The following is a 15,232-nucleotide window of genomic DNA, read 5'->3' as shown; positions in this document are numbered from 1 at the left end:
TCGAATTACGATTTCAACTGGATGTCTTGGTCTGCCTCATTTTTGAGTATAGGTTCACCTGTGCTCAACACGGATTCACGATTAACTATGCACTTAGTTACTTCCGGCATGGAAGGAACTTCAAACATAACGCGTTTCATCACCTTTTCAATGATAGCACGCAAACCACGAGCACCTGTTTTTCGCTGTAATGCTTCATCAGCGATTTCTTCTAATGCATCTTCAGTGAAAGTTAACTCTACACCATCAAGGGATAGAATTTTTTCATATTGTTTTGTTAATGCATTTTTAGGCTTTGTCAAAATTTGAATTAATGCCTCTCTGTCCAATTGGTCCAATGTTACCATAACAGGTAAACGACCAATGAACTCAGGAATCAAACCAAATTTCAATAAATCTTCAGGTACAACATCTTTTAAGATAGCCGATACATTACGTTCTTCTTTACGTTGTACATCTGCACCAAAACCAAGGGTTTTCTTAGCGGTACGCTTAGTAATAACCTTGTCCATACCATCAAATGCACCACCACAAATAAAGAGAATATTTGTAGTATCAATTTGAAGCATTTCTTGATTTGGATGCTTTCTACCACCTTGAGGCGGAACAGAAGCTACGGTACCTTCTAAGATTTTAAGCAATGCTTGTTGTACGCCTTCACCAGACACATCACGTGTAATGGAAGGGTTCTCAGACTTACGAGCAATCTTATCAATTTCATCGATATAAATAATGCCACGTTCAGCCCGAGCTATATCATAATCTGCAGCTTGGATAATTTTGAGCAAGATATTTTCCACATCTTCCCCTACATAACCAGCTTCAGTTAAGCTTGTAGCATCTGCAATAGCAAATGGTACTTCTAGCATTTTCGCTAAGGTTTGAGCCAATAGTGTTTTACCACTACCAGTAGGACCAATGAATAAAACATTAGCCTTTTGTAATTCTACATCATCAACTACATTATCTGTTTGTAAACGTTTGTAGTGATTATATACAGCCACAGCTAAAGAGATTTTAGCATCATCTTGACCAATAACATATTCGTCAAGATGAGCTTTAATTTCTCTCGGCATTGGCAATTCTTTTAAGTTGAAGTCGTCCGTTTCTACGTCACCTAACTCATCAGCAATAATACGTTCACATACTTCAACGCATTCATCACAAATATATACGTTAGGACCCGCTACTAATTTGCGGACTTCTTCGCTTGTGCGTCCACAAAAACTGCAGCGCATAGTGTCTTTATCTTTTGCCAATGGGCGCCTCCATTACTTGCTTTCTACAGGTTCTCTTGTGAGTACCTCATCAATTAAGCCGTATTCAACGGCATCCTGAGCACTCATGAAGTTATCGCGATCTGTATCGCGAGCTACTACTTCAATATCTTGTCCACTGCGAGAAGCTAAGATACCATTTAATTCTTCACGCATACGAAGAATCTCACGGGCATGGATTTCAATTTCAGATGCTTGCCCTTGAACACCACCTAATGGTTGGTGAATCATAACGCGTGCATGAGGCAACGCATAACGTTTGCCCTTGGCACCTGCTGTTAAAAGCACGGCCCCCATGCTCGCTGCAGAGCCTACACAAATGGTAGACACATCTGGTTTAATATATTGCATCGTATCATAAATAGCCATGCCGGCAGTTACAACACCACCGGGGCTATTAATGTACAAATGGATATCCTTATCAGGATCCTCTGCTTCTAGGAATAGCATTTGCGCAATAACCGCATTTGCTACATTATCATCAATAGGTCCACCTAGGAAGATAATGCGATCCTTTAACAAGCGAGAGTAAATATCATAGGAACGCTCGCCGCGTTCACTTTGTTCAACTACGATTGGTACATACATATATTCACCTTTTCATGTACCTAGTTGAGCAAACTATTATTTAGCCGCTTCAGCGCCTTTTGCATTATCAATAATGAATCGAGCTGCTTTTTTGCGAGCTACAGAGCCTGCCAACATAGCTACACGACCTTCTTTTGCAATAATATCCCAAACTTCTTTAGGATCTGCCCCAAAGTTTTGAGCCATAATGAAGATTTCACGGTTCATATCATCTGGAGTTACTTCGATACCTTCAGCAGTTGCGATAGCGTCTAATACTAAATCAGCGCGTACGTTTTCAGCTGCAGAATCTTTGTATTCAGAACGTAAATCTTCGATAGTTTTATTGGAGAATTTCAAATAGTCATCAAGTTTCAAGCCACGGCCTTCCATGTTCATAGCCAATTCTTGAATCATTTGTTCTACACGATCTTCGATCATTACTTCTGGGATTTCTACAGTTGCATTTTTAACAGCTGTTTGAATCAAGTCAGCATTGTAAGTATCGATTGCGCGACGGGAAGCTTCTTCTTCCATTTTAGCGCGAAGATCTTTTTTCAATTCTTCAATAGTTTCGTAAGAGCTTGCTTCTTTTGCGAACTCGTCGTTCAATTCAGGCAACTCTTTACGTTTAATGTCATGGATATGTGTTTTGAATTCTGCTTCTTTACCAGCAAGTTCTGCTACGAAGTAGTCTTCAGGGAATGTTACTTTTACAGTTACATCATCGCCAGCTTTAGCGCCGATCAATTGATCTTCAAAGCCAGGAATGAAGCTACCAGAACCGATTTGCAATGGGTAGGATTTACCTTCACCACCATCGAATGGTTTGCCATCAACGGAACCAGCGAAGTCGATTACTGCGAAGTCGTCTTTTTGAATTGTAGCGCCTTCTTCAGCAACAACCATTTTCGCTTGTTGTTCACGGATGTTGTTCAATTGTTCTTCGATTTGTTCATCAGTTACTGTAGCATCTTGTTTTTCAGCTTCTAAGCCTTTGTAGTCGCCAAGTTTAACTTCAGGGCGTTTAGTTACAGTAGCTTTGAAAATCAAGTCTTTACCTTCTTCGAATTGTTCGCGTTCGATTTCTGGTTCAGATACAGGAACGATATCGTTTTCACGAAGTGCAGCACTGTAGTTTTGGCTAGCCAATACTTCGAATGCTTCTTCCATGATAGCGTCTTTGCCGAAGTTCATTTCCAAAATACGGCGAGGTGCATGACCTTTACGGAAGCCAGGAATGTTTACTTGACTTGCAATGCGTTTTACAGCTTGCTTAATGCCTTTATCTACTTCTGCTGCAGGTACTTCAATAGTTAACGTTACTACGTGTTGATCAACAGGATTTACAGTTGCTTTCATTTAAAATATGTCCTCCTCGAAGGGCAATACGCCCAAATTTCTGTAGTATATTATGCACTCCTAATAATAACATAAATGCAAAGTCAATGCAATTCTTCTCAATTTACACTAAAAGACCACCCCGAAATGGGTGGTCTTTCTATGTTCTACATAATTATGCGAATTAGTTATCTTTAGCAATCAATTTGATAATGTCACGACGAGACAAGATACCAATCAAATGGTAATCCTTATCTACAACAGGAACATTTTTCAAATGTTGATCAAGCATAACAGATACAATTTCCTCTACATCTTTATCCGGTGTAGTTGTAATGACTTCGTCAGTCATCAACTCATGAACGTGAGATGCTAACAATTTTTTGAATTGCGCATTATATTCGCCAATGCCATTGTAATAAATACTAGCGCCCAACACATTTACATAGTGAGGTACATGAGGGCGAACTTTTTTATAAAGCAAATCACCTTCAGAAATAATACCTAATAATTTATTGTTGTCATCCACTACGGAAACAGCTGTTAAATTATATTTTACCAATAAGTCAGCCACATCAGAAATCGGCGCATCCTTGCCAACAGTAACAGGGTATTTATTCATTACTTCTTGAATTTTCATAGTGAATTCCTCCTTACAAATACATCTTGCTTTATTATACTATTCGACATAGCATAATAAAACTCCTTTTTTATAAGAATATTATATAAATAATTTATAAGTCTATTACCAATTACCAATGATATGGTTCGTTACGATTAATCTTAGAGGCTCTATAAATTTGCTCTACTAGCAATAAGCGTACCATTTGATGGGTAAAGGTCATTGGGCTAAAGGATAATTTATAATTTACTGACCTACGTAGTTCATCACTTACACCAAAAGCACCGCCAACGATGAACGCCATATCACTAACGCCATCCACCTCTAATTTTGCCACGGTCTTTGCCAAGTCTTCCGAGGACATCGTTTTACCGTACACATCGAGTAGCACTGTATAAGCATTCTTAGGAACATTTTTTAATAATCGTTCCCCCTCTTCTATAACGACTTGTTTACGATCTGCATCACTTGGTTTATCTCCAATTTTACTTTCATTTAGTTCAGTAATGGTAATGCCGCCATATGGTCGCATACGCTTTACAAATTCTGCTACCCCATCACGTAAGTAAGCATCTTTTAGTTTGCCAATACAAATTACATAAAATCTCATACTCTACCTCTTTATTGATTGCATAGACACAATTTCATTAGGCTGACCATGTTGTAATTTCATTTCCGGCCCAATACGTACGCCACCATCTACGAGCATTTTCCCAATTGTTTGAGTAACAAGGACGGCATTATTATTATTTTCAGAGCGATGAGCTAAAATAACTTGCATAAAATCAGGCCGCTTCATCATAAGCAAGGCTTGAGCTGCCATTTCATTACTTAAATGGCCTTCATCACTGGCCACCCGTTGTTTTAAAAATGGTTGATACGGTCCAAAACGCAACATATGAGGATCGTAATTAGCCTCTAGCACTAACAACGTACTATCATCGATTCTATGTAATATATCATCAGAAATGATACCTGTATCGGTCACGACTGTAGCCTTGTCCTTTCCAGAAAATACATTTATTCCGATTGGATCTGCTGCATCATGACTCACAGCAAAAGGTTCTACAATGAGATTCCCCAAGGTCAAACTACCTTTGGTCAGTTCAATTAATTGATTCTTTGGTACGACGAGCTTGTCTTGTATTTCACGCCACGTCCCCTGTTTTGTGTACACAGGAATATCAAATCGTTTCAACAGTTGTTGCAGTCCTGCAATATGATCACTATGCTCATGACTGATAAATATGCCCTCTACCTGTGCCATATCGATATGCAATTCTTTTAATCCATTTGCGATGCGCCGACAGCTAATGCCTACATCGTGCAATATGACGGAGTTTCCTTTTTTTATTACTGTACAATTGCCCTTGCTACCACTAGCAAGGACATGGACCTCCAACGGTGAGGATTCACTCATCAAAACACTCCATATACTTAATCATAATTCTTTACATATTTTTGTGAAAGTCAGTGACTTAGTTATTCGATATAACTATTGTATTAAGTTATATAACCCAAAACTGTCATGACTTACTTTCAGATAAGTCAGTCAAACGCTCTACAAAGTAAGCCATATTTGACTCGATGTCCGGACCTCTACGGAACATATCGCCCCCAACGAGGAACATTGTATCATTACCGTATAACTTAACTAGTTCATTAAGACGAGCATCTGTTACACCACCACCTGGAGCTGGGCAAGCCTCTTTCATCAATGCCATAGGTTGTTTAATATAATTCGAAATTCTCTTGCATTGCTCCTCTGTGAAAGTAAAACGTCCACCATAGGATACAAAGATTGGCATATCAGCCCCAAAAATACGAGGTAACAAGCCTAATTGTAGATAATCAGCTATACCAGATGTGCCAGGACTTACAAATCCACCGGAATAAGCGGGATGGTGTATAATAGGCAATCGTAATTTTTCATCACTAGCTAGTTTATGTAGCCAACCAAACCCAACGAGCCCTGAGGCCACCATAAGAGCCGTTGCGCCAGCTTCCTTAGCAAAATAAGCACGTTCTATTACGTCTGTACCATCGCCAGACACATTAGCTGCATATAAGGTATGTCTGTCGTGTTTATCATTCATTTCACGCACTATAGCAGCACATCGCTTTACCCGATCTTTAAATTGAGAGAACGACTGGTTAGAGATACCATGGTCATCCTTAATAACATCTGCCCCACCACGTGTATAAGCACCACACATACGAGCTAACTCTTCATTAGGTGTCCCCATAGGTTTTACAACGGCTTGAATCATAGGACGCGTTGATGTTTCCACTAATTCGCGAAGCCCATGCAAACCAAAACGTGGTCCTTTAAACACATCGTAAAGAGTTGGGCATAGTTCAACATCAACCACCCAAATATGAGGTTGTAAAGACGAATTTCCAAAAACAACATTTAAAAATTGCGTTGCTTCTAAAGCAGTAGTATCTACAAGATATGAAATACGAGCCACATAATAACGAGATATATCGATCACAGCATTTGGCATGACACCGACATTAACATATGCAGAATCTTGTTCCATCGGTTCAAGAGATTCTAATCGACCAGTAATGGTTCCTTTAATATATGGATCTGTGACAAACTCATAAGGAAACTCTATGGTTTGTTCTACTTGAACAGCCCATGCAATGGCTTTCGCCTCTTCATATGAACTTGCTTCTATTCGATACGTAACTATAAATCGCTCGTCTTTCATAATGCGTCTCCTTTGCAATAATATTATATAATTATATACCAAAGTAGTACTTCATTCCATACAAAAAAGGCCTCACTCTAAATTTAGAGTGAGGCCTTTTTGAAAGAGTGATAACATGTATATAGATTTTTTACCTATATGAACAAGGTTTCTACCGTGAGAGACACTACATGTAATCGTATGAGAATTAATTGATTTAACTATATCTTATTGATAGAAATGTTTAGGATAACCTTTGAATCGTGTGAAGTGACGATACTTACGTGTTGCACGGTTAGGTTCGTTAACAGTTTTGTAACCAAAGCCATTAAATACTACATTCAACAAAACGGCTACGATACTACCAGCTGTGATACCAGATTTCAAAAGAATTTGTGCCCAAGCTGGGAAGTGTGCATAGAATTGAGGTGCTGCCAATGGAATCATGGATACCCCAATGCTAATTGCTACAAGCATTAAGTTATAGTTGCCATCGAAGTTAACTTTACCAAGGGAACGAATACCACTGGCAATAATCATACCAAACATAGCAATCCCTGCACCACCTAATACTGCATTAGGGATACAAGCTACAACAGCTGCTAATTTAGGGAAAAGACCTAATAAAATCAAAATTACACCGGATGCTGCTACAACGAAGCGGCTTTTTACGCGTGTTACAGCGATAAGGCCTACGTTTTGAGCGAATGCTGTGTAAGGGAAGCTATTAAGAATACCACCGATTAGAGTGGACAAACCATCAGCGCGAAGCACTGCAGCTAACTCTTTTTGACCGATAGGTTTATCTACGATTTCACCAACCGCAATACTATCACCAGTTGTTTCTACCATAACTACAAGCATTACAATGATCATAGAGATGATGGAAGCAAAATCAAATGTAGGAAGGCCAAAGTAGAATGGTGTTATAACGGAAACCCATTGAGAACGACCTACTTCAGAGAAGTCGGTAATACCACAGATCATAGCAAGAGCAGTACCAAGGATAAGACCTACCAAAATAGCCAGATTACCTAGGAACCCTTTACCAAATCGATATGTTAAAATAACGAGAATAAATGTAGCTACACCAAGAGCTATGTATAGTGGATCGCCGAAGTTTTTATTACCTACACCCCCACCCATCCAGTTAACTGCTACTGGCATCAAGTTGATACCAATAATAGTAATGATGGTACCTGTTACTACAGGTGGGAATAGACGAATTAAGCGACTAAAGAATGGTGCTACCAAGAATGTAAATAAACCGGCCACGATAATAGCACCATAAATAGTATTAATATCATGCTGTTGGCCAATCAGAATCATCGGCCCTACAGAAGCAAATGTTACACCTTGAATAAGAGGAATACGACCACCAACAGGACCAAAACCTAATGTTTGTATCAATGTGGCTACACCACATGTGAACAAATCGGCTGTGATCAAACGAATTAAATCTTCAATTGGCAAATGCATGGCTTGCGCAATAATGATTGGTACCGCTACGGCACCTGCATACATGGCCAAAACGTGTTGTAAACCATAAGCAAATAATTGCGGGATTGGCAGCATACCATCTACATGGTTGACACCAGATACACCTTTACTCATAAGAATCACCTCATATCTTACGTTTTAGTTACTAGTAAATAATATAGTCATACTATCGTACTTGATAGAGTTTAAAAATCTCATAGACTTCACGTGGGAACCTTGATGGTCAGGGGCTAATGCCCCTAACCACTAAGCAAATATTTTATTTTTTATAACCTGTATGTTGAATCGGCAAGGACCTACGTGGTTCTCCGTCGATACGACGATACGCATTTGCAATAGCTGGTGCAATTGGGATACTGGAGATTTCACCAATACCTTTAGCGCCGTATGCATATTGTTCAGGTGTCCCTTTTTCAATAAGACTTACTTGAATTGGTGGACATTGTGTAGCTCTAAGAAGACCTAATGTACCATATTTAGCTGTTACATAACCATCTTTATAAGGGAAGTCTTCTGTAACCGCATAGCCCATACCCATGATGGCACCACCTTCAGCTTGACCAGAGCAAGATTGAGGATTAACTACACGACCTACATCGTATGCTACATGTAGTTCAGCAACTTTATTATCTTCCCCAATTCTAGCTACACATGCACCATAACCATAAGCAACATGATTTTTCGGATGTGGTTTATCAGAGTTGAATGGATCTGTTTCACCAAGGAATTCTTCGTAAATTTCTACACCATTCAATTCTTCTAAGGTCTTAGTTTGTAACATTTCTTTCAAGCGAAGACTTGCTTTGCGCGTTGCTTCACCAGTGAATACTGTTTGACGAGATGCAGTAGTCGTACCAGAGTCTGGAGTACGTACTGTGTCAGGACGTTCTACAAATACTTTGTCAGCTGTTAAACCAGTTGTTTCACAAAGCACTTGAGTAGCCATTGTAGCCATCCCTTGACCGATACAAGCTGCACCAGTACGAATACGAACTTTACCATCTCGTACTTCTAAGATAACGCGACCAGTATCAGGTAAACCTACGCCGATACCACTATTTTTCAAACATACTGCAAGACCTGTGCGGTCAGATGCATAGTATGCATCTTTTACTGCTTCCAAGCATTCTGCTAAAGCAGTTTCTTCTGAGCAAATTTGGCCATTTGGCAAGGAGTCACCAGGGCGAACTACGTTTTTATAGCGGAATTCCCATGGATCCATGCCTACCAATGCAGCTAATTCATCAATATTTTGTTCTTGACCAAAGATAGTTTGTGTTACGCCGAACCCGCGGAATGCACCACCAGGAACGGTATTTGTGTAAACACAAACGCCATCAAAGGCAAAGTTATCAAATTTGTAAGGACCACAAGAGTGTGTACCAGCACGTTGAAGTACTGGGCCACCTAAGGATGCATAGGCCCCACAGTTAGATACGATGTTTACCTTACTTGCCACCAAGTTGCCTTCTGCATCACAAGCAGTAGTAATATCCATTTCCATCGCATGGCGTTTAGGGTGAATATTAAGACTTTCTTGACGAGAGAATAGAACCTTAGTTGGTTTACCTGTGAGCCAAGCTACAAGAGAAGCATGATGCTGTACACTCATGTCCTCTTTACCACCAAAGCCGCCACCTACGAGCATGCTGTGAACTTTTACAGATTCTTCAGGAATGCCAAGCATACGAGATACTTCGTGGCGATCATCGTAAACGTTTTGGCTACCGGAATGCAAATGGATTACATCGCCTTCACGATATGCTACAGCACATTCAGGCTCCATGAATGCATGGTCTGTTTGAGGTGTGGAATAGTGATTTGTTACAACAAATGCAGCCTCTGCAATAGCCTTATCTACATCGCCGCGAGATAATGTTTGACGAGACAATACATTTCCATTTGGATGTAACTGAGGTGCATCTGGTTTCAATGCTTCTAATGGGTCTACTACAGGCTCTAACTCAGTATAATCAACTTCAACGAGAGCAAGAACTTCATCTAAGTATTTTTTCTCAGTTGTCGCTACTAGTGCAATAGCATCACCAACATAACGAGTGATATCGCCTTCTGCAATGAGCACATCCCAGTCTGGTACCAAGTGACCAGTCTTATTGAATGGAACATCTTTAGCAGTTAAAGCCGTTACACATTTAGGATGTGCAAGTGCTTTAGAAACATCAACGCGATCAACTCTAGCGCGAGGATATTTAGAGCGCAATGCTTTAGCATAAATCATGCCATCCATATGTATATCATCAGCGTATTGTCCAGTACCTAGTGCTTTTTCCTCTGCATCTACACGGTGTAAACGAGCACCTACATTACCAGTTATATCCTTTTCAGGAACTGGTAAGTTCTCACGGAACATTTTTGCTGCCAGCATAATGCCTTCTTCAATTTTTACATAACCTGTACAACGACAAATGTTGCCTAAAATAGCTTTTTTAACATCATCAGGTGTAGGGTCATTATTTTCATCAATCAAAACTTTTGCACTAATAATCATACCTGGGATACAGAAACCACACTGCACCGCTCCGCATTCACCAAAAGCATAGGTGTATACCGCTTTTTCCCGTTCAGATAGTCCTTCAATCGTTACAACCGATTTACCATCTAATTGGGATAATTTAGTTACACAAGCCTTTGCTTTTTTTCCGTCTATAATTACTGTACACGTACCACAAGCACCAGCACTACAACCTTCTTTAGTGCCCGTTAATTTCAAATCGGCTCTCAAGAAATCAATTAAACGTTGATCCTCTTGAACCTCATGTTGGGTGCCATTCACTTGAAAGCGGTACATATATAGCCCTCCTCTCATTAAGGAATACATTCACCAAGATATGATTCTATTAAGGATCCATCTTGTACCACATGGTGACCTCTAAGGATAACATCTCGAACTTTACCTGTTACAGATATGCCCTCATAAGGTATATAGTCTGCCTTTGTATGGGCGGACTCTTTCGAAAGCACATGCTCAATGCGCTTATCAACAATTGTAATATCCCCATCGCTACCAACGGCTAACGTGCCCTTCTTCGGATACATACCGTAAAGCTTTGCAGGATTTTCACTAACTAATTTCATAAAATCTACAACGCTCATATTGCATTGATTTACCAACACATCATAAGCTATGATTCCTCGTTCCTCAGCACCTGGAATACCACCAGGTATACGAGTAAAATCATGTCGACTTTTTAGCTTTTGATCATCAAACGTAAAGCTACAATGATCAGACCCAATCGTTTGGAATATGCCATTTACTAAGGCATCCTTTATTGCCATTTGATCCTGAATTGTTCTCAGCGGCGGGCTCATCACATATTTAACACCTTCAAAATCAGGCAAATTATATCGTGATTCATCGAGCACTAAATATTGTGGACATGTTTCACAAGTCACTTTATGCCCTAGGTTCCGTTCTCGAATAACCTCTTCAAGGCCCTCTTTAGAACTTACATGAACAATATGTACAGGATATTCTAATGCAGCACCAATTGTACTAAAGCGCTTAATCGCTTCCGATTCAATCATGGCAGGTCTTGTGAGTGGATGATTGCTTACATCTAATTCACCACGTTTACGTTTATTAGCTACGAGTGCATCGATGAGATCACCATTTTCACAGTGAGCTCCTACAAGTGCGCCTGTTGGTTTAATAGCTTCAATAGCGTCATAAATCTCACGGTCCGTTAAACGGAAGCCATAAGCTAAATATACCTTAAAGGATGATACGCCAGATTCAACCACTTTTGGGATTTCACTGGCCACAGTATCATTCATTTCTACAAGTTCCATATGGAATTTGTAGTCACAGGAGCAATGCCCTGCGGCACGCTCCTTATGAACCTCTAAGCCTTTACAAAGGGAGCCTTCCTCAGGAGAAGCAAAATTGATAATTGAAGTAGTCCCGCCAAGGATAGCAGCCTTTGTGCCACTATCAAAATCATCCGCAGTAGATGCTAAAGCATTAGTCATTTGGAAGTGTGTATGAGGATCTATGAATCCTGGAAATACATAGCAACCTTTTGCATCAATTACTTTAGCTCCTTCTGGAACAGGAACGTGTTCATCGATGGCGACAATTTTGTCGCCATCGATTAATAAATCTCCGGTAAGGATTCGATCAGTTAAGACCAATTCCCCTTGTTGTATGATAATCATGATACATAGTACACATGCTCTTTACAGAAGGCATGTACAACTCCTTTCAATTCTTCAGGTAATGCATCAATGTCACATACGGCTTCTTCACCTTTGAAGCGGTAGCCACAGCTAGTGCCTGTGATGTAGAAACCATCATTTGTACTATCTGCTAAAGCTTCAGCATTGTGGAAGAATGTAATGCGATCCTTGTATGGTTGACAAGGTTCTACGCAATGACATGCACAGTTACCACACTCATTACAGCTTTGATCTACATGGACGATCAATTTAGCATCATTTACAGTAACGACTTCATTACATCTGTTAGGACATACGCGAACGCAAGCACCACACACTACGCGGCAGTGGTAGTCAGAGCTACGTGTACCAGGGAAGGATGGCATTGCTTCACGTTTTTTCTTCATTGCATCGCTTTTCTTGAAGATTTTATTTTCACTAATATCTTTAGCAAGTTTAGCGATTAGATCTTTATGCACTTTCAAAGCAGCGTTGTAATCGGTAGATTCAACTTCATCTGCTAAGCCTTTGAACGTATTGTAACCTTCGCCTTGTAGAAGAATTGTACATACTGTTACAGGCCAGATACCACAATCAAAGATAGCTTTGATGTTTTGTTTTACAGCACCACCACTGTAAGACATTGGTAAACGTTCGCCGAATTGAGCACTTAAAAGCTCAGCTACGCCAATTGTTACAGGTAACAAGGATTTACCAGACATGTACATTTGCTCGCCTGGCAATTCATTGTTATGAATTTGTACAGGGAATGTATTTGTCAATTTAACGCCAAAGATCTTGTTGTGTTTTTCACCAAGAGCGATAAGACGTTCTAACATTGGAACAGCTTTATCGAATTGAAGATCAACTTCGAATTGATGATCTTCAAAGTCAATATATTCAAAACCAGCATTATCTAATAACTCTCTAATGCGTTTTGGACCTAATAATGTAGGGTTGCATTTCAAGTATAGATGAAGACCTTTTTCACTGATTAGGTAAGAACAAATGGATTCGATTTCTTCAGCCGGGCAACCGTGCATTGTGGACAATGTAATTGCTTGGCAAAGTTCATCGCTAATGGAGTTGATGAAATCAGCATCGATATGTTCAAATTCATCTACATGGTCAAGACACCATTGTTTGCATTCATCCCACATAGGAGATTGAGATGCGCTACGCATTGTGTTGATGAATTTATCAACCATTGGGCTCTTAATACCAGCTAGGTTGTAACCAACACTCATAATGAATAAGAAGCCATCTGGATCGCCTAAGCCTAATTCTTTAGAGATTAATTTTAATGCGAACCAAGCTTTGATGTATTCATCAGCAGCTTCATCACAGCTATATTCAGAAGACCATTCTACGTTGTATGTTTCGTCTACAGAGTAGATACAAGGTCTAGGAATACCTAATTCTTCACCGTACATAATTTGTACAGTTTTTAATTCGATGCAACGAGCACCAGCTACATAAGAAGCCACAATGTTTTGTGCCAACTGTGTATTAGGGCCAGCTGCAGGACCTACAGGGTTTTCAATGGATTTACCAAAGATAGATAAGCGTTGATTATGATTAGTACGATGAATTTTATTTACATTGTAAATACGATTGTACATCTTGTACTCAGTCATAATGTGGTTCATCAAATTTCCGAAACTTACCGGATACATAATGTCACTCATAATGTCACACTCCTTTAAAGCGCTTGTGTTATGGGTTTAGTCGTTTCCATAAACCTTTAGATGTTGCTAAAACTTCATTCATTACTTCAGCTTTGTCGATGCCTTGTAACTTACGATCGATCATACGTGGTACACCATCACTAATAGTTGTTACCACATACATACCATTAGCACCGAATAATAAGTGACCATTGATGTTATTTTCATCAAGTGGCGTTGGTGCTGCGTAATCAAGAACGATTACGTCAGCTGCGGCACCTTTTTTAAGGATGCCAACTGTAGTATCGAAGAATTCATTCGCCATTTTACGGTTGTTTTCGAATAGCATATGAGGAACTTCGCCCCAACCTACATATGGTTTATGTTGCTCATGTTTTACAAGGCAATTTGCCACTTTGTAAGATTCGAGCATGTCATTTGTATAACCATCTGTACCAAGACCAACTGTGATACCTGCACCTAATAGTTTTAAGATATCTGTTGTGCCTACTGCATTACCCATATTACTTTCTGGATTATGTACAACCTTGGCTTGAGATTCTTTCAATAATTCCACATCTTGATCAGTTACATGTACGCAGTGACCTGCAATACTCTTAGGACCTAAAATTCCTGCCTCTACAAGTCGTCTCACAGGTGTCATGCCATATTTTTCTTTACTATCTGCCACATCTTCAGGGCCTTCAGCAACATGAACGTGATAACCTAACTTGTCTTCATTTTGTGCTTTCACATAATCTAATGTTTCAGAACTTAACGTGAAGGATGCATGTAAGCCCATCATAGCAGCGAGTCTAGATGGATCTTTTTTCGCTTCTTTACCAAAACGTACATTTTCTGCAACAGCTGCTTTCATTTGATCAACACCGTTACGGTCAGATACTTCATAGCATAAGCAAGAGCGAACACCAAACTGTTTAGCCACATCAGCAATTACAGATAAACTATTAGCGGTTTCCCCATAGCTTGCATGATGATCGAAGATAGTAGTGACACCGTTTTCGATACAGCCTAAGTATGTAAGCAATGCGCTAGCCTTCACATCTGGAGCTGTTAATTTATTATCTAAATAGAACCATAAGCCTTCTAAAATTTCACCAAAATTAGTTGGTGCTGGTCCTGGCAAGGATAAACCGCGTGCAAGAGCGGAATAAATATGGTGATGTGCATTGATAAAACCTGGCATAATCAAGCCGTTATGAGCATCAATAATTTCTGCATTTGTGTAAGTTTTACATAACTCATCATATGTTCCGATATCAATAATTTGAGTCCCATCAATAGCAACGGCACCATCATAAATGATAGGTCTATCAGTGTCGCGAGTAATTACAGTACCTTTTCCTAATATAATCATACGGGCAC

At 39.7% G+C, this 15,232-nt stretch carries 12 protein-coding genes; all 12 read right to left on the bottom strand.

The genetic code is table 11. The features are described from left to right. Positions 1–5: 5 nt before the first annotated feature. The 12 genes from clpX to ssnA all read right to left on the bottom strand — a co-directional run bounded on the left by clpX (position 6) and on the right by ssnA (position 15,224). The gene (gene clpX, locus ACWTVK_RS00530) at positions 6–1,259 is read right to left on the bottom strand and encodes an ATP-dependent protease ATP-binding subunit ClpX (RefSeq protein WP_456045616.1); all 1,254 of its coding nucleotides are present in this window, start codon (positions 1,257–1,259) and stop codon (positions 6–8) included. A gap of 12 nt (positions 1,260–1,271) precedes the next feature. After that, positions 1,272–1,865, bottom strand: coding sequence for an ATP-dependent Clp endopeptidase proteolytic subunit ClpP (gene clpP, locus ACWTVK_RS00525; RefSeq protein WP_005385987.1), 594 nt, complete (start codon positions 1,863–1,865; stop codon positions 1,272–1,274). 36 nt (positions 1,866–1,901) lie between these two features. Further along, the gene (gene tig, locus ACWTVK_RS00520) at positions 1,902–3,206 is read right to left on the bottom strand and encodes a trigger factor (protein ID WP_105085923.1); all 1,305 of its coding nucleotides are present in this window, start codon (positions 3,204–3,206) and stop codon (positions 1,902–1,904) included. 163 nt (positions 3,207–3,369) lie between these two features. Beyond that, positions 3,370–3,825 carry a CBS domain-containing protein gene (locus ACWTVK_RS00515; RefSeq protein WP_024065467.1) on the bottom strand — a complete coding sequence of 152 codons (456 nt, stop codon included), beginning with the start codon at positions 3,823–3,825 and terminating at the stop codon, positions 3,370–3,372. A 112-nt stretch (positions 3,826–3,937) separates the two neighbouring features. Then, on the bottom strand, positions 3,938–4,417 hold the full coding sequence (gene rlmH / locus ACWTVK_RS00510) for a 23S rRNA (pseudouridine(1915)-N(3))-methyltransferase RlmH (protein WP_129823198.1): 480 nt from the start codon (positions 4,415–4,417) through the stop codon (positions 3,938–3,940). A gap of 3 nt (positions 4,418–4,420) precedes the next feature. After that, positions 4,421–5,227 carry an MBL fold metallo-hydrolase gene (locus ACWTVK_RS00505; RefSeq protein ID WP_456045615.1) on the bottom strand — a complete coding sequence of 269 codons (807 nt, stop codon included), beginning with the start codon at positions 5,225–5,227 and terminating at the stop codon, positions 4,421–4,423. Positions 5,228–5,333: 106 nt separating this feature from the next. Beyond that, entirely contained in the window at positions 5,334–6,524 is a 1,191-nt protein-coding gene (locus ACWTVK_RS00500; RefSeq protein WP_456045614.1) for a RuBisCO large subunit C-terminal-like domain-containing protein, read from the bottom strand. A 207-nt stretch (positions 6,525–6,731) separates the two neighbouring features. Next, positions 6,732–8,117, bottom strand: coding sequence for a nucleobase:cation symporter-2 family protein (locus ACWTVK_RS00495; protein WP_303938772.1), 1,386 nt, complete (start codon positions 8,115–8,117; stop codon positions 6,732–6,734). Positions 8,118–8,262: 145 nt separating this feature from the next. Next, complete coding sequence (gene xdh / locus ACWTVK_RS00490) at positions 8,263–10,812, bottom strand: selenium-dependent xanthine dehydrogenase (RefSeq protein ID WP_456045613.1); 2,550 nt, start codon at positions 10,810–10,812, stop codon at positions 8,263–8,265. A 17-nt stretch (positions 10,813–10,829) separates the two neighbouring features. Next, positions 10,830–12,179 (bottom strand): dihydropyrimidinase, encoded by a 1,350-nt coding sequence (hydA, locus tag ACWTVK_RS00485; protein WP_456045612.1) that lies wholly within the window; start codon positions 12,177–12,179, stop codon positions 10,830–10,832. Continuing rightward, entirely contained in the window at positions 12,176–13,867 is a 1,692-nt protein-coding gene (locus ACWTVK_RS00480) for a selenate reductase (RefSeq protein WP_314361861.1), read from the bottom strand. The genes hydA and ACWTVK_RS00480 overlap by 4 nt, the downstream gene beginning before the upstream one ends. Before the next feature lie 28 nt (positions 13,868–13,895). Continuing rightward, positions 13,896–15,224: a putative aminohydrolase SsnA gene (gene ssnA, locus ACWTVK_RS00475; RefSeq protein WP_456045611.1), complete on the bottom strand. Its 1,329-nt coding sequence runs from the start codon at positions 15,222–15,224 to the stop codon at positions 13,896–13,898. Positions 15,225–15,232 lie beyond the last annotated feature (8 nt).

This window comes from Veillonella sp. Ser01, assembly GCF_053850375.1.
The sequence above is the reverse complement of the archived record's forward strand: the minus strand, read 5'-3'. Positions and strand labels throughout refer to the sequence as shown.